A 14880-nucleotide genomic window follows, 5' to 3' on the forward strand; every position below is an offset into this window, starting at 1 on the left:
GAAGCGTGACCTTCCCGCAGGGAAAAATGACCTCGCTTATTCATTTTTCTGCTTGGCAGTAAGCTCCTCATAGCTGAGCGTGTTGCCCACTACCCGTACTTGACGGAAGCAGAAAGGCACCAGCAGCGCGACGAGCAGCGCCAGACAAATCAGGTAGATAGTGACCTGGCCAAACTGGGTGAACGCGTTACCAATAATGATGCCCCATACTGCGAAGTCGAAATCGGCGAAGGTGCTGTTTTCAAACCCGAGGTTGCCGAGCGCCGGCAGCAGCATCGCCGGCAGGAAGGCGAGGAAGATCCCGCCGATAAAGGCGGCGATGATACACCCGCGCTTACCGCCCAGCTTGTCGGCAAAGACCCCGGAGGTGCCGCCGCAGAAGAAGTGCGGCACCATGCCGGGAATAATCAGCGCCATGCCCAGTCCGCCGAGCATGAGCATCCCGACCAGACCGCCTACAAAGGAGCTGATGAATCCCACCACCACCGCGGTGGGGCTAAAGGTAAAGAACACCGCGCAGTCAACGGCCGGGATGGAGTCCGGGATCAGTTTCTGGCTGATGCCCTGGAATGCCGGCACCAGATCGCCGAGGATCAACCGCACGCCGTTGTAGACAATGGCTACGCCAACGGCGAACTGCAGACCGGTCAGCACGGAGAAGATCAGCATATTCTGGTCGGTGATGGTGCTCAGGTACGCCGATCCGGCGACAGCGCTGCAGATGAAGTAGATAACAAACATCACGATACCGGTGGTGACGGTGGTATCGCGCAGAAAACCCCATTTTTCTGAAATTTCGGTATCGGCGAAGGAGTTTGCCGGATTGCCGGTCCGGCTGGCGATCCACGCCGAGAGGTAGTAGCCCAGGGAGCCGAAATGGCCCATGGCGATCCCGCCGTCTTCGGTTACCTGCCTGGTGTAACGCTGGCCAATGGCCGGGGAAATGGCCGACCATGAGCCCAACAGGAATCCGCCGATCAGGATCAACATCCAGCCCTGGAACTCCGCCGCCTGCAGGACGGCGGAGAACAGGCAGGCGAGAAAGAACGAATGATGGCCGGTGAGAAAGATATATTTATATTTGGTGCAGCGGGCTATGATCAGGTTGAAAATAAAGCCCAACAGCAAAATACTCATGGTTTCCACGCCCAGCATTTTCTGGGCGACGGAGACAATGGCTTCATTGTTAGGAATAACGCCGCGGATATTAAATCCAGCTTCGATAATACCGCCCAGCGGGTTGAGATTGGCAACGATAACGCCTGCGCCAGCGCTCAGCATCAAATAGCCTAAAATCGGCTTTAATGTGCCGGTAAGGAGTTTGTTGCCGGGGGAGCGCAGCGCCACTAAGCCAACGAAGGCGATAAGCCCCATTAAAAAAGCGGGTTGACTGAATATTTCCGTTAAGAAACTAAGAATAGCCTGCATGGTCGTTCCCTCTATGCTGATTAAGAGTGAGTCGCAGCAATTTTCATCAGCGCGTCGGTAATATCCTCGGCGATTTTTGCTTTATGGACGTAGCTGCGAATAATGGCGACATGACAGTGGGCCGGAAATTGATTTGCCAGTTCTTTGATCGTGACGTAAAGGTCGGCTTTTTCCCCGACGGCGTTAGCAAAATCGACCGAAGCGACGTCCGCTTTGATACCTAATTCTTCACAGATCTTCTTCACATTATTCGCAGCCATCAATGAACTGCCAATACCGTTACCACAAACCGTTCTGATAACTAACATAATGACTACTCCATTTGTTTTTGGATGAAATGTAAGACTGAATTCACGTCATTTTCCTGCTGAAGAAAAGTCACGATATCTGACTCGATCAGCGAGGCAATCAGTTGGATCATTTTGATATGACTGTCAGCATCGGCGCCGGCGATCGCGATGACGACGGTAACCGGATCGAACTCATCGTGGCCGAAGGTCACTGGTGTGGCGGTGGTGACAAGCGAAAATCCGGTCTGCAATGCCCCTTTTTCCGGGCGGGCGTGCGGCATGGCAATCCCGTCATCTATCACGATGGCGGCGCCAAAATCCTCGTATACTGTCAGCATCTCGTTGACATATTCGGCGCTGCAAATCTGGCGCCTGGCGAGTAATGAACCCGCCAGTTCGATGGCCTCCTCCGCATGGGAAATATTCTGCTTCAGGGCGATTAACGTCGGGTCAAAAATAATATCCATTCTCTTCTCCTGAACGTATTCCTGTTCCTGAGTAAAATCATGACCAAATACATTGATAAAAATGATGGATGAGATCACATCCGCGGTTTTAAATATTGATGGCGATCACATCGACGGCAAAGTGCTGGCTGAAAATCATATAATTAATTTATTTGTTTTTCAGACTGTTATGAAGTGGTTGAGATTTAACGCTGAAATTTGACAGAGAAAAAATGAGAGGCAGAGCGAAATTTTTCAGCAGAAGTGTATTGCTGGTCACAAATATCAGCGGGTCATTTTCTTAAATTTTGACGCCGCTAACAAAAAAGGCCCGCTTGAGCGGGCCTTTTATAAAAACGTGTGCCGATTACAGGCTGGAGACGTTTTCGGTCAGGTATTTTGCCACGCCTTCCGGAGAGGCAGCCATACCTTCTTTTCCTTTTTCCCACTGCGCCGGGCAGACTTCGCCGTGCTCTTCGTGGAACTGCAGCGCGTCAACCATGCGCAGCATTTCGTCGATGTTACGGCCCAGCGGCAGGTCGTTAACCACCTGGTGGCGAACCACGCCGTTGGCGTCGATCAGGAAGGAGCCGCGCAGCGCTACGCCTTCGTCCGGATGCTCGATACCGTAAGCTTTCTGGATTTCACGTTTGATGTCGGCAACCATCGCGTATTTAACCGGGCCGATACCGCCCTGGTCTACCGGGGTATTACGCCATGCGTTGTGCACGAACTCGGAGTCGAAGGAAACGCCAACCACTTCCACGCCGCGTTTCTGGAATTCTTCGTAACGTTTGTCGAACGCGATCAGCTCAGACGGGCAAACGAAGGTGAAGTCCATCGGCCAGAAGAACAGAACGGTAGGTTTACCGTTGGTGTGCTGTTTGAAATTGAATTTCTCAACGATCTCACCATTACCCAGCACAGCGGCTGCAGTAAAATCCGGCGCTTGACGAGTGACCAGAACCATTTGATTCTCCTGTAATTACTAAGGTTATTTGGAACGCAACGCGGGCAAGTATAGAGCCTGTCCGCCAATAACACAAAGAGGCGCTGACAATCGTTCAGCCAGCTTTTACCTATCAATGTCGCAGCGATTACAGCTGTTTGTTTTTCGCCTGACGCATCATCTGCGGATAAAAGCGCCAGAACTGCCCCTCCAGCCGGTCGTAGTGAGTATCCAGATCCTGCCAGGAGTCGCGCAGCGCCTCGAGACGCGGGCGGCGGCTGGCCATGCCATTGAGCACGCGCTGAATAAAATCCATCTCCTGATAGCGCTCCAGCCAGCGCTCCGACCACAGGTATTGATTGAGATTGACGAAGCGGGGCGGCGAGTCGGGCAGGATCGGCACGATCTGCCGCTCGGCGTAGCGCACGAACTCGTCCAGCGGCAGGTCAGGGGAGAGTTGCGCCCAGTGCTGCGACAGGAAATGATCCCACATGACGTCGAGGGTGATGGGGGCGACGCGGCGGGTCTGCGGGCGAAACCACTCCCGCGCCTCTTTGACTTCCGCCAGGTTGTCAGTCAGCACGTCAATTCGCCGATGCATATAGATGCCATCGACGATCGCCGCCGGATAGTCGCCCTGCGGGTTGCCGCGCACAAAGTCGGCCATCAGATTGCCGGGCAGCGAACTGTCGGCGAGATGGGCCAGGTGCAGGTGGGCGAGAAAATTCATAGCGACGACATCCTTTAAATACTTTATGGCGAGCAGAGTGAGCGGTGTAGCGCTGCGCGTCGCCCTGAACGGCAGCCCCGGTGCCCGAATGGCGTGCTGTCTGGCCGCGCGCGGCCCTCTGCCACCGGTGATGCATTCGGCTGCCGCATGGCGGCATTCGGAATGATTTGGAATATAGATTATGTCATTCGTCCGGAGGGGTAAAGGTTGCAGGCAGAACGCCCCGGCACTAGACTACCCGCCTCTTTATTCAGTCTGAGTTACCGTCATGCGCGTTACCGATTTTGCTTTTGAACTACCCGAATCTCTGATCGCCCACTATCCGATGCCTGAGCGCAGCAGCTGCCGCTTACTTTCCCTGGACGGGCCGACGGGCGCGCTGACGCATGGCACCTTCACCGACATCCTCGATAAGCTCAATCCTGGCGATCTGCTGGTGTTTAACAACACCCGGGTGATCCCGGCGCGTTTGTTCGGTCGTAAGGCCAGCGGCGGCAAGATCGAAGTGCTGGTGGAGCGGATGCTGGATGATAAGCGCATCCTCGCCCATATTCGCGCCTCGAAAGCGCCGAAGCCGGGCGCCGAGCTGCTGCTGGGCGACGACGAGAGCATTCAGGCCACCATGCTGGCGCGTCACGGCGCGCTGTTTGAAGTGGAATTTAACGACGAGCGCCCGGTGCTGGAGATCCTTAACGGGATTGGCCATATGCCGCTGCCGCCCTACATTGACCGCCCGGATGAAGACGCTGACCGCGAGCTTTATCAAACCGTCTACGGCACCAGGCCGGGCGCGGTAGCCGCCCCGACCGCTGGTCTGCACTTCGACGAACCGCTGCTGGATAAACTGCGCGCCAAAGGCGTTGAGATGGCGTTTGTCACCCTGCACGTGGGCGCGGGTACCTTCCAGCCGGTGCGCGTCGACAGCATTGAAGAGCACACCATGCACTCTGAATATGCGGAAGTGCCGCAGGAGGTAGTCGATGCGGTGCTGGCGGCGAAGGCGCGCGGCAATCGCGTGATCGCGGTGGGCACCACCTCGGTACGCTCGCTGGAGAGCGCGGCGCAGGCGGCGAAAGACGCCCTGATTGCGCCGTTCTTCGACGATACGCAGATTTTCATCTACCCGGGTTATCAGTACCAGGTGATCGATGCGCTGGTAACCAACTTCCATCTCCCTGAATCCACACTGATTATGCTGGTGTCGGCGTTTGCGGGTTATCAGCACACCATGAACGCCTATAAGGTAGCGGTGGAGCAGAAATATCGCTTTTTTAGCTACGGGGATGCGATGTTTATCACGTACAATCCGCAGGCTATTTCTGAGCGTCCCTGAAGAGGCCGGCCCGCCGGCTTTTTGGACGCCATGACGCATTTTTTTAGCCACGGAATCATTCCGTGGCGAGTATGAAAACGTCGGACTGTTTTTCTGACGCAGGAGCAAGCATGAAATTTGAACTGGATACCACCGACGGTCGCGCCCGCCGCGGTCGCCTGGTGTTTGAGCGCGGCGTGGTGGAAACACCTGCCTTTATGCCCGTTGGCACCTACGGCACCGTCAAAGGGATGACGCCGGAAGAGGTGGAAGCCACCGGCGCGCAGATTATTCTCGGCAACACCTTCCACCTGTGGCTGCGCCCGGGTCAGGAGATCATGAAGCTGCACGGCGATCTGCACGATTTTATGCAGTGGAAAGGACCGATCCTGACCGACTCCGGCGGCTTCCAGGTGTTCAGCCTTGGCGATATCCGTAAGATCACCGAGCAGGGCGTGCATTTCCGCAACCCGATCAACGGCGATCCGATTTTCCTCGATCCGGAAAAATCCATGGAGATTCAGTACGATCTCGGCTCTGATATCGTGATGATCTTCGACGAATGTACGCCGTATCCGGCGGACTGGGATTACGCCAAGCGCTCAATGGAGATGTCTCTGCGCTGGGCGAAGCGCAGCCGTGACCGTTTCGATAGCCTTGGCAATAAAAATGCGCTGTTCGGCATCATTCAGGGCAGCGTTTACGAAGATTTACGTGATATCTCGGTGAAAGGTCTGGTAGAGATTGGCTTTGATGGCTACGCTGTCGGCGGTTTGGCGGTCGGCGAGCCGAAGGAAGACATGCACCGTATTCTGGAGCACGTCTGCCCGCAGATCCCGGCCGATAAACCACGATACCTGATGGGCGTCGGGAAGCCGGAAGATCTGGTGGAAGGGGTACGTCGCGGTATCGATATGTTCGACTGCGTCATGCCGACGCGCAACGCGCGTAACGGCCACCTGTTCGTCACCGACGGCGTGGTGAAAATCCGCAACGCGAAGCACAAAAGCGATACCGCGCCGCTGGACGCCGAGTGTGATTGCTATACATGTCGCAATTATTCACGCGCTTACTTGCATCACCTTGACCGTTGCAACGAAATATTGGGCGCGCGTCTCAATACCATTCATAACCTGCGCTACTATCAGCGTTTAATGGCTGGTTTACGCAAGGCTATCGAAGAGGGTAAATTAGAGAGCTTCGTGACCGATTTTTACCAACGTCAGGGGCGCACCGTGCCTCCTTTGAACGTTGATTAATTTTAATAATGAGGGAATTTCAATGAGCTTTTTTATTTCTGATGCGGTAGCGGCAACGGGTGCACCGGCGCAGGGCAGCCCGATGTCTCTGATTCTGATGCTGGTGGTGTTCGGTCTGATTTTTTACTTCATGATCCTGCGTCCACAGCAGAAGCGCACCAAGGAACATAAGAACCTGATGAACTCCATCGCCAAAGGTGATGAAGTGCTGACCAACGGCGGTCTGGTCGGTCGCGTGACCAAAGTAGCGGAAACTGGCTACATTGCTATCGCGCTGAACGATACCACTGAAGTGGTTATCAAACGTGACTTCGTTGCTGCCGTTCTGCCGAAAGGCACCATGAAGGCGCTGTAATCTAACTTTTCCCAAAGGGAACTGCCGTGTTAAACCGTTATCCTTTGTGGAAGTATGTCATGCTGGTCGTCGTCATTGTCGTCGGCCTGATCTATGCGCTTCCCAACCTGTATGGTGAGGATCCGGCTGTTCAAATCACTGGCGCGCGCGGCGTCGCCGCCAGTGAGCAAACGCTGATCCAGGTCCAGAAAACTTTACAAGAAGAAAAAATTACCGCGAAGTCTGTGGCACTGGAAGAGGGCGCTATTCTTGCGCGCTTCGACACCACTGATACCCAGCTGCGCGCGCGTGAAGCGCTGCTTACCGTGCTGGGTGACAAATACGTCGTGGCGCTAAACCTTGCTCCGGCAACCCCACGCTGGCTGGCGGCACTCTATGCCGAACCGATGAAGCTGGGTCTTGATCTGCGCGGCGGCGTGCACTTCCTGATGGAAGTCGACATGGACACCGCGTTAGGCAAACTGCAGGAACAGAACATCGATAGCCTGCGCAGCGAGCTGCGCGACAAAGGCATTCCTTACGCGACCGTGCGCAAGGAAGACAACTACGGTCTGAGCATCGTCTTCCGCGACAGCGCGGCGCGCGACCAGGCTATCTCTTATCTCAGCCCTCGCCATCGCGATCTGGTGATCTCCTCTCAGGGTGACAACAGCCTGAAAGCGGTGATGACCGATGAGCGCCTGAAAGAAGCCCGTGAGTACGCGGTTCAGCAGAACATTAACATTCTGCGTAACCGTGTGAACCAGCTAGGCGTCGCCGAACCGCTGGTTCAGCGTCAGGGCGCTGACCGCATCGTCGTTGAGCTGCCGGGTATCCAGGATACCGCGCGGGCGAAGGAGATCCTTGGCGCGACCGCGACCCTCGAGTTCCGTCTGGTCAATACCAACGTTGACCAGTCCGCCGCCGCCTCTGGCCGCGTACCGGGCGACTCGGAAGTGAAGCAGACGCGTGAAGGCCAGCCGGTGGTGCTGTACAAGCGGGTGATCCTGACCGGTGACCATATCACCGACTCGACCTCCAGCATGGATGAGTACAACCAGCCGCAGGTCAACATCTCGCTGGACAGCGCGGGCGGTAACATCATGTCCAACTTCACCAAGGACAATATCGGCAAGCCGATGGCGACCCTGTTCGTGGAGTATAAAGACAGCGGTAAGAAAGACGCCAACGGTCGGGCTATCCTGGCGAAAGAGGAAGAGGTGATTAACATCGCCAACATCCAGTCGCGTCTGGGTAACAGCTTCCGTATTACCGGTATCAGCAACCCGAACGAAGCGCGCCAGCTGTCGCTGCTGCTGCGTGCCGGCGCGTTGATTGCGCCGATTCAGATCGTCGAAGAGCGGACTATCGGCCCAACCCTTGGTATGCAGAACATCAAGCAGGGTCTGGAAGCCTGTCTGGCCGGCCTGGTGGTCTCCATCCTGTTCATGATCCTCTTCTATAAGAAGTTCGGTCTGATTGCGACCTCGGCGCTGATTGCCAACCTGGTGCTGATTGTCGGCATTATGTCCCTCATCCCGGGGGCGACGCTGACCATGCCGGGCATCGCGGGTATCGTGTTAACCCTTGCGGTGGCGGTCGATGCTAACGTTCTGATCAACGAGCGCATCAAAGAAGAGTTGAGCAACGGGCGTACCGTTCAGCAGGCGATTGACGAAGGTTATCGCGGCGCGTTCAGCTCTATCTTCGACGCCAACGTGACGACGCTTATCAAAGTGATCATCCTGTACGCGGTCGGTACCGGTGCCATTAAAGGGTTTGCGATTACTACCGGTATCGGTATCGCGACCTCAATGTTTACCGCTATCGTCGGCACCCGTGCCATCGTGAACCTGCTGTACGGCGGCAAGCGCGTTAAAAAGCTGTCTATCTGAGGAGTGCGTTGTGGCACAGGAATATACTGTTGAACAATTGAACCACGGCCGTAAAGTCTGGGACTTTATGCGCTGGGACTACTGGGCCTTCGGCATTTCAGGTTTTCTGCTGATTGTGTCGATCGCCATCATCGGCGTCCGCGGCTTTAACTGGGGTCTCGATTTCACCGGCGGTACGGTGATCGAAATTACCCTTGAGAAGCCGGTCGATCTCGACCAGATGCGCGATTCCCTGCAAAAAGCGGGCTTTGAAGAGCCGCAGGTGCAGAACTTTGGCAGCAGCCGCGACATCATGGTACGTATGCCGCCGGTGCATGACGCCAACGGCAGCCAGGAGCTGGGCAGTAAGGTCGTGACGGTGATTAACGAATCGACCAGCCAGAACGCGGCGGTGAAGCGCATTGAGTTTGTCGGCCCGAGCGTCGGTGCGGACCTTGCGCAAACCGGCGCCCTGGCGCTGATTGCCGCGCTGGTCTGTATCCTGATCTACGTCGGCTTCCGCTTCGAATGGCGTCTGGCGGCGGGGGTGGTTATCGCCCTGGCGCACGACGTGGTGATCACCATGGGCGTGCTGTCGCTGTTCCATATCGAAATCGACCTGACCATTGTGGCCTCGTTGATGTCGGTTATCGGCTACTCGCTGAACGACAGTATCGTGGTATCGGACCGTATCCGTGAAAACTTCCGTAAGATCCGCCGCGGTACGCCGTACGAGATCTTCAACGTGTCGTTGACCCAGACGCTGCACCGTACCTTGATCACCTCCGGGACCACCCTGATGGTGATCCTGATGCTGTTCCTGTTCGGCGGCCCGATTCTGGAAGGCTTCTCGCTGACCATGCTGATCGGTGTTTCCATCGGTACGGCTTCTTCTATCTACGTCGCCTCCGCGCTGGCGTTGAAGCTGGGCATGAAGCGCGAGCATCTGCTGCAGCAGAAGGTGGAAAAAGAAGGGGCGGACCAGCCGTCAATTCTGCCGTAATACGGTTCAGTTGAAATAAAGCAATCCCGGCCCAGGCGGCCGGGATTTTTTTTGCCCGCGACAAAACCTGCTGACAGTATGCTGTCAGGAGCCCTCCCATACACTCCTTTTGAACTCAATAACGAGCAGGAGGAAGTATGAATAACGTGATTAACTGGTTTGAAATTCCGGTCGCCGATATGGATCGCGCCGTCGCGTTTTATGAGCCGGTGATGCAGGTGACGCTGCGTCGCGAAACCATGGACTGCGCCGAGCTGGCGGTGTTCCCGCATCAGGATCCGGCCCCCGGCGGCGCGCTGGCCAAATTTGAGGGTATCGCGCCTTCAGCGCAGGGCGCTATTATTTACCTGCATACAGACCATCTTGCCGCCACACTCGACCGCGTCGCCTCGGCGGGTGGGGCGTGTGTTTTCGGGCCGCTGACGCTGCCGAATAATATTGGCACCATCGCGCTGTTTACTGACAGCGAGGGCAACCGCGTCGGCCTGCACCAACCGGCTTAACCTGAACTTTTTGTGAAGTGAAACATGACCCGACGCGCCGACCGTTTATTTCAGATTGTGCAGATCCTGCGCGGCAGGCGGCTCACCACCGCCTCGCTGCTGGCGGAGCGGCTGGGCGTGTCGGAGCGCACCGTGTATCGCGATATTCGCGATCTCTCCCTCTCCGGCGTGCCGGTGGAGGGGGAGGCGGGTAGCGGCTACCGGCTGCTGGCGGGCTACGATCTGCCGCCGCTAATGCTGACCACCAAAGAATCCGAAGCGCTGATCGCCGCGATCCGGCTGCTGAAAACCTGGGGCGGCGAGGCGCTGTCGCAATCGCTGGAATCCGCACAGGAGAAGATGCTGGCGATCCTGCCGGAGGCGCGCCGACGCCAGGCGGAGCAGACCCGCCTGTTTGCCCCCGATCTCGGCGCCCATCGCTATGCCAAAACCTTCTTTGACATCATTCATCAGGCGGTCTCCGGCCAGCAGGTGCTGGCGTTGCGCTATCAGGATGAGTCCGGTCGGGTGACCGAGCGCGACGTGCTGCCGCTGGGGCTGTTTTTCTGGGGGGAGCGCTGGCTGCTGGTAGCCTGGTGTGAGCTGCGCAATGATTATCGCAACTTTCGCCTCGACCGCTGTCTGGCGGTCAGGGTGACCGAGCGTCGATTCAGCGAGTGCGCCGACCGCTCGTTAAATGATTTTCTGCGCAAGGTTCGGTGCGACGTGTGGGAGAAATAAAAACGCCCGGATGGCCCGGGCGCTGTCTTGCCGTTTCAGCAATTAGAAGTTGTAACCAACCACGAAGTAACCACCCCAGCCGGTTGAGCGGACGCTGAAATCGCCATCGCCGAAGTTCAGCTTGGCATCGTCAGCCCACTGGCCGCCGTTATGGAAGTAACGGGCCACTACCGAGTAGTGCCAGTGCGCGTAGTTCAGCGCCAGGATGTGGCTGGAGGCGATGGAGTTGCTGGTGCGCGCGTGCTTCCCGTTCAGATCGTAGAAGTTGTCATCGCCGAGGTCAGAACCCCAGTCGAAGTTGGTGAAGCCGATGTAGCTCAGCGAACCGCCCCACAGGTCGGTCAGCGGCACAAAGTATTTCACTTTGAAGCGGTAGCCGTCCCACTCGTTCTCATTGGACGCGCCGTAGTTCTGCCACTGGTATTTGGCGTAGACGTTCAACGACAGGCTCATCGGCAGGCCGGTGTCGATATCGGTACCCAGACCCATATACCAGGTGCTCTGCTCCTGGGAATCATTGCGGCCCATATCGTAGATATAGTTGTTCGCGAAATACCACTCTTTGAACGGCCCAAAGCTCAGATCGGTGTTGGTCAGCTTGTCGATAGAGAAGCGCGGTTCGATCTCCATAAACAGCGGAGAACCGTTGTTCCAGATACCTTTTGCCGTGCTATTGCCGCCGAAGAACACCGGAGCATCGATATAGCCGTAAAAATCAAACCAGTCTTTTTTGGCGAACGCTTCGTATTCCAGGTAGGTATCGTTACGGATCTGCGGTCCGAAACGGGTGTGGTAGCTCCCTACCACGTTAACACTCTGGTGCCACCAGTCAGACAGATACTGCGGTTTGTCGTTTTCTGCCGCGCCCGCGGTAAAAGAAGTGGAGAGCGCCACAACCGCACCCGCTGCCAGTAATGTTTTTTTCATAGTAATGCCACTGTTTAAATTGAGCCTGAAGGCGTTAAAAGAAGTGCCGAAGCGTTTCTAAATATTTCGTCTTTCTGTGGGGGTCTATTATAGGAATCATTGCTCACAAAAATACGTGTTGTTTCACATAACCAGAACATGCGTAATCGATTGCGTTCACGATTCTATGCATTTCTTGACAAAATGCTACTGAAAATCGCGATGCAGAACGATTTCTAATGAACTCTTGCGAAAAGTTGTAAGTGGAGAAGAATGACGGGGCAGGGTGTCGCCGGGCAGGGAAAGCCCGGCGCAAAGGCTTACTGTGCGGCGGCGGGCTGGATATCGTGGACGCGAATAAAACCGACTTTGTCCGGCGTTACGTTCAGGCGCAGCGGGATGTTGACATCGCTGGGTGCGAGGATGCTGGCCGGGGCGCTGATCAACTGATCCTGAACATTCACTTCCTGATAGCTGTGGGTAGTGCCGGTGATCTGTCCGGAGGCGACGGTGGCGGTAAAGGCCGGCAGCGGATCGTTGGATTCGCCCTGAATACGTAACGTCAGGCGTGATCCGTCGCCATCCGGCGTAATGCTCGCCACCGACATGCGCAGGGTGCCGATCTGGCTCTCCAGCCGCGCCGGGGTTTTCGCCTCCGGCAGCAAATAGACGCCGCGGGTAGATTTCGCGTTCAGCGCGTTTTGCTGGGTAATTTTGATCGTTTGCTGATTGAGCTGGGTCATCTCCTGGCTCAGGGTGCTCACGCTCTGGTGCATCTGGCGGATTTCGCTTTGCTGGGCGCAAGCGGTCAGGGTAAACAGGCTGCCCGCGATGGCGAGTTTCAGGTAACGTCTTGTCATGGTCAGGATTCCGTTTGCAGAGGATGCTTAATGGTAGCCAAACCGCCTGTCTCTCCCATAGATCCTTTGTCTCAAAAGCTCTTTCTTTGTAGTCAGGTCACTTCGCGGTAAACTACCCTTCAGTTTAACTACCTGTCAGGACGCGCTATGCATTGCCCTTTCTGTTTCGCCGTGGATACCAAAGTGATTGACTCTCGTCTGGTGGGGGAAGGCTCTTCCGTGCGTCGCCGTCGGCAGTGTCTGGTCTGTAATGAGCGCTTTACCACCTTCGAAGTGGCGGAGCTGGTGATGCCCCGGGTGGTGAAGAGTAACGATGTGCGTGAACCCTTCAACGAAGACAAGCTGCGCAGTGGGATGCTGAAAGCGCTGGAGAAACGTCCGGTCAGCGCCGATGACGTCGAAATGGCGGTCAACCATATCAAAACCCATCTGCGCGGCACCGGCGAGCGCGAAGTGGCCAGCAAAATGATCGGCAATCTGGTGATGGAACAGCTGAAAAAACTGGATAAAGTCGCCTATATTCGCTTCGCGTCGGTCTATCGCAGCTTCGAAGATATCAAAGAATTCGGCGAAGAGATCGCCCGCTTACAGGACTAAGCCATGCAGGACGAAATGTACATGGCGCGTGCGCTTAAGCTCGCCGCCCGCGGTCGCTTTACCACCCATCCTAACCCTAACGTTGGCTGTGTCATTGTAAAAGACGGCGAGATCGTCGGCGAAGGGTTCCACTATCGCGCCGGCGAGCCGCACGCCGAAGTGCACGCCCTGCGGATGGCGGGGGAACAGGCGCGAGGCGCCACCGCCTATGTCACCCTTGAGCCCTGCAGCCACCACGGCCGTACGCCGCCGTGCTGCGATGCGCTGATTGCCGCCGGCATCAGCCGCGTGGTCGCCGCGATGCAGGATCCGAACCCGCAGGTGGCGGGGCGCGGCTTGTACCGTCTGCAGCAGGCCGGTATTGAAGTCAGCCACGGGCTGATGATGAACGAGGCGGAAGCGCTGAACAAGGGCTTCCTGAAGCGGATGCGCACCGGTTTTCCCTGGGTGCAGCTCAAGCTGGGTGCTTCGCTGGACGGCCGCACGGCGATGGCCAGCGGCGAAAGCCAGTGGATCACCTCCCCGCAGGCGCGACGCGACGTGCAGCGTCTGCGCGCACAGAGCCATGCCATTCTGACCAGCAGCGCCACCGTACTGGCGGACGATCCGGCGCTGACCGTGCGCTGGCAGGAGCTGAGCGCCGATACCCAGGCGCTGTATCCCCAAGAGAATTTGCGCCAGCCGCTGCGCGTCGTGATCGACAGTCAGAACCGCGTCACGCCTGAGCATCGTATTGTGCAGCAGGCGGGGGAAACGCTGTTTGCCCGCCTGGGCGCCGATGAGCGCCAGTGGCCGGACAGCGTGCGCACGCTGCTGGTTCCGGAACATAACGGCCATCTCGATCTGGTGCTGCTGATGCTGCTGCTTGGCAAACAGCAGATCAACAGCGTCTGGGTGGAGGCGGGGGCCACGCTTGCCGGGGCGCTGCTGCAGGCGGGGCTGGTCGACGAGCTTATCGTCTATATTGCGCCTAAACTGTTAGGCAATGCGGCGCGTGGATTATGCGCGCTGCCGGGGCTTGAAGAACTGAGCCAGGCGCCCCATTTTAAATTCAATGAGATACGTCAGGTTGGCCCGGATGTCTGCCTGCATTTAACCACTGCGTGAGGCTTTCCTGATTATTAGGAAGCAGCGCTCAGAATAATATGATAAAATCCGCCCCCCTTGCGGGGCACATGAACCCGAAGGAAGAGTATGAACATTATTGAAGCTAACGTTGCTACCCCGGACGCTCGCGTCGCCATCACCATTGCGCGTTTCAACAACTTTATCAATGACAGCCTGCTGGAAGGTGCGATTGACGCCCTGAAACGCATTGGTCAGGTAAAAGATGAAAACATCACCGTTGTTTGGGTTCCAGGCGCGTATGAGCTGCCGCTGGCGGCTGGCGCACTGACGAAAACCGGTAAATATGACGCGGTGATCGCGCTGGGTACGGTGATTCGCGGCGGTACCGCCCACTTTGAATATGTGGCAGGCGGTGCCAGCAATGGCCTGGCGCACGTCGCTCAGGACAGCGAAATCCCGGTAGCCTTTGGTGTTCTGACCACTGAAAGTATTGAACAAGCCATTGAGCGCGCTGGCACCAAAGCCGGTAACAAAGGCGCAGAAGCTGCGCTGACCGCGCTGGAAATGATTAACGTATTGAAAGCCATCAAGGCCTGATTTT

The 14880-nt window shown here is 56.6% G+C and carries 18 protein-coding genes and 1 pseudogene; 12 read left to right on the forward strand and 7 right to left on the reverse strand.

What is annotated here, in order from left to right; translation table 11 throughout:
- Nucleotides 1-36: 36 nt before the first annotated feature.
- From ACQUTP_RS08655 to ACQUTP_RS08665, 3 genes are read right to left on the reverse strand one after another with little or no spacing between them, the layout of a single operon-like run.
- Nucleotides 37-1428 (reverse strand): PTS ascorbate transporter subunit IIC, encoded by a 1392-nt coding sequence (locus ACQUTP_RS08655; RefSeq protein WP_004204848.1) that lies wholly within the window; start codon nucleotides 1426-1428, stop codon nucleotides 37-39.
- A 20-nt stretch (nucleotides 1429-1448) separates the two neighbouring features.
- On the reverse strand, nucleotides 1449-1736 hold the full coding sequence (locus ACQUTP_RS08660) for a PTS sugar transporter subunit IIB (RefSeq protein WP_017898931.1): 288 nt from the start codon (nucleotides 1734-1736) through the stop codon (nucleotides 1449-1451).
- Between the two features lie 5 nt (nucleotides 1737-1741).
- The gene (locus tag ACQUTP_RS08665) at nucleotides 1742-2185 is read right to left on the reverse strand and encodes a PTS sugar transporter subunit IIA (RefSeq protein ID WP_004204845.1); all 444 of its coding nucleotides are present in this window, start codon (nucleotides 2183-2185) and stop codon (nucleotides 1742-1744) included.
- A 55-nt stretch (nucleotides 2186-2240) separates the two neighbouring features.
- Between ACQUTP_RS08665 and ACQUTP_RS08670 the strand changes: the two genes are divergently transcribed.
- The gene (locus ACQUTP_RS08670; protein ID WP_032446996.1) at nucleotides 2241-2387 is read left to right on the forward strand and encodes a hypothetical protein; all 147 of its coding nucleotides are present in this window, start codon (nucleotides 2241-2243) and stop codon (nucleotides 2385-2387) included.
- 144 nt (nucleotides 2388-2531) lie between these two features.
- Here the strand turns inward: ACQUTP_RS08670 and ACQUTP_RS08675 are convergent, their stop codons facing one another.
- Nucleotides 2532-3134 carry a peroxiredoxin gene (locus tag ACQUTP_RS08675; protein WP_004178733.1) on the reverse strand — a complete coding sequence of 201 codons (603 nt, stop codon included), beginning with the start codon at nucleotides 3132-3134 and terminating at the stop codon, nucleotides 2532-2534.
- 127 nt (nucleotides 3135-3261) lie between these two features.
- The gene (gene acpH, locus ACQUTP_RS08680; protein WP_004204843.1) at nucleotides 3262-3843 is read right to left on the reverse strand and encodes an ACP phosphodiesterase; all 582 of its coding nucleotides are present in this window, start codon (nucleotides 3841-3843) and stop codon (nucleotides 3262-3264) included.
- A gap of 88 nt (nucleotides 3844-3931) precedes the next feature.
- Between acpH and ACQUTP_RS08685 the strand changes: the two are divergent.
- The 8 genes and pseudogenes from ACQUTP_RS08685 (at nucleotide 3932) to ACQUTP_RS08720 (ending at nucleotide 10848) form a co-directional block, all read left to right on the forward strand.
- A pseudogene (locus ACQUTP_RS08685) lies at nucleotides 3932-4047 on the forward strand (hypothetical protein).
- 64 nt (nucleotides 4048-4111) lie between these two features.
- A complete protein-coding gene (gene queA / locus ACQUTP_RS08690) occupies nucleotides 4112-5176 on the forward strand; it encodes a tRNA preQ1(34) S-adenosylmethionine ribosyltransferase-isomerase QueA (protein WP_004204841.1) in 1065 nt (354 codons plus the stop codon).
- A gap of 110 nt (nucleotides 5177-5286) precedes the next feature.
- Entirely contained in the window at nucleotides 5287-6414 is a 1128-nt protein-coding gene (gene tgt / locus ACQUTP_RS08695; protein WP_002890395.1) for a tRNA guanosine(34) transglycosylase Tgt, read from the forward strand.
- Between the two features lie 22 nt (nucleotides 6415-6436).
- A complete protein-coding gene (yajC, locus tag ACQUTP_RS08700) occupies nucleotides 6437-6769 on the forward strand; it encodes a preprotein translocase subunit YajC (RefSeq protein WP_002890398.1) in 333 nt (110 codons plus the stop codon).
- 26 nt (nucleotides 6770-6795) lie between these two features.
- Entirely contained in the window at nucleotides 6796-8643 is a 1848-nt protein-coding gene (gene secD, locus ACQUTP_RS08705) for a protein translocase subunit SecD (RefSeq protein ID WP_004204840.1), read from the forward strand.
- A 10-nt stretch (nucleotides 8644-8653) separates the two neighbouring features.
- Nucleotides 8654-9625 (forward strand): protein translocase subunit SecF, encoded by a 972-nt coding sequence (secF, locus tag ACQUTP_RS08710; RefSeq protein WP_004204839.1) that lies wholly within the window; start codon nucleotides 8654-8656, stop codon nucleotides 9623-9625.
- Between the two features lie 137 nt (nucleotides 9626-9762).
- On the forward strand, nucleotides 9763-10128 hold the full coding sequence (locus ACQUTP_RS08715) for a VOC family protein (RefSeq protein ID WP_004204838.1): 366 nt from the start codon (nucleotides 9763-9765) through the stop codon (nucleotides 10126-10128).
- 24 nt (nucleotides 10129-10152) lie between these two features.
- Nucleotides 10153-10848, forward strand: a complete 696-nt coding sequence (locus tag ACQUTP_RS08720; protein ID WP_048323151.1) for a helix-turn-helix transcriptional regulator — start codon at nucleotides 10153-10155, stop codon at nucleotides 10846-10848.
- Nucleotides 10849-10890: 42 nt separating this feature from the next.
- Here ACQUTP_RS08720 and ACQUTP_RS08725 read toward each other — a convergent pair whose 3' ends face one another.
- Together ACQUTP_RS08725 and ACQUTP_RS08730 are read right to left on the reverse strand one after the other, a co-directional pair.
- Entirely contained in the window at nucleotides 10891-11775 is an 885-nt protein-coding gene (locus ACQUTP_RS08725; protein WP_004204836.1) for a nucleoside-specific channel-forming protein Tsx, read from the reverse strand.
- Between the two features lie 299 nt (nucleotides 11776-12074).
- A complete protein-coding gene (locus tag ACQUTP_RS08730) occupies nucleotides 12075-12614 on the reverse strand; it encodes a DUF3251 domain-containing protein (protein WP_004204835.1) in 540 nt (179 codons plus the stop codon).
- Between the two features lie 147 nt (nucleotides 12615-12761).
- Here ACQUTP_RS08730 and nrdR point away from each other — a divergent pair, with 147 nt between their 5' ends.
- The 3 genes from nrdR (at nucleotide 12762) to ribH (ending at nucleotide 14876) form a co-directional block, all read left to right on the forward strand.
- Nucleotides 12762-13211: a transcriptional regulator NrdR gene (gene nrdR / locus ACQUTP_RS08735; RefSeq protein WP_002890417.1), complete on the forward strand. Its 450-nt coding sequence runs from the start codon at nucleotides 12762-12764 to the stop codon at nucleotides 13209-13211.
- Nucleotides 13212-13214: 3 nt separating this feature from the next.
- Nucleotides 13215-14318 carry a bifunctional diaminohydroxyphosphoribosylaminopyrimidine deaminase/5-amino-6-(5-phosphoribosylamino)uracil reductase RibD gene (gene ribD, locus ACQUTP_RS08740; protein WP_032455628.1) on the forward strand — a complete coding sequence of 368 codons (1104 nt, stop codon included), beginning with the start codon at nucleotides 13215-13217 and terminating at the stop codon, nucleotides 14316-14318.
- Nucleotides 14319-14405: 87 nt separating this feature from the next.
- Entirely contained in the window at nucleotides 14406-14876 is a 471-nt protein-coding gene (gene ribH, locus ACQUTP_RS08745; protein WP_063416619.1) for a 6,7-dimethyl-8-ribityllumazine synthase, read from the forward strand.
- Nucleotides 14877-14880: the final 4 nt, after the last annotated feature.

It is taken from the genome of Klebsiella sp. 2-CIP_Kleb., from assembly GCF_050378715.1.
GTDB lineage: Bacteria > Pseudomonadota > Gammaproteobacteria > Enterobacterales > Enterobacteriaceae > Klebsiella > Klebsiella quasipneumoniae.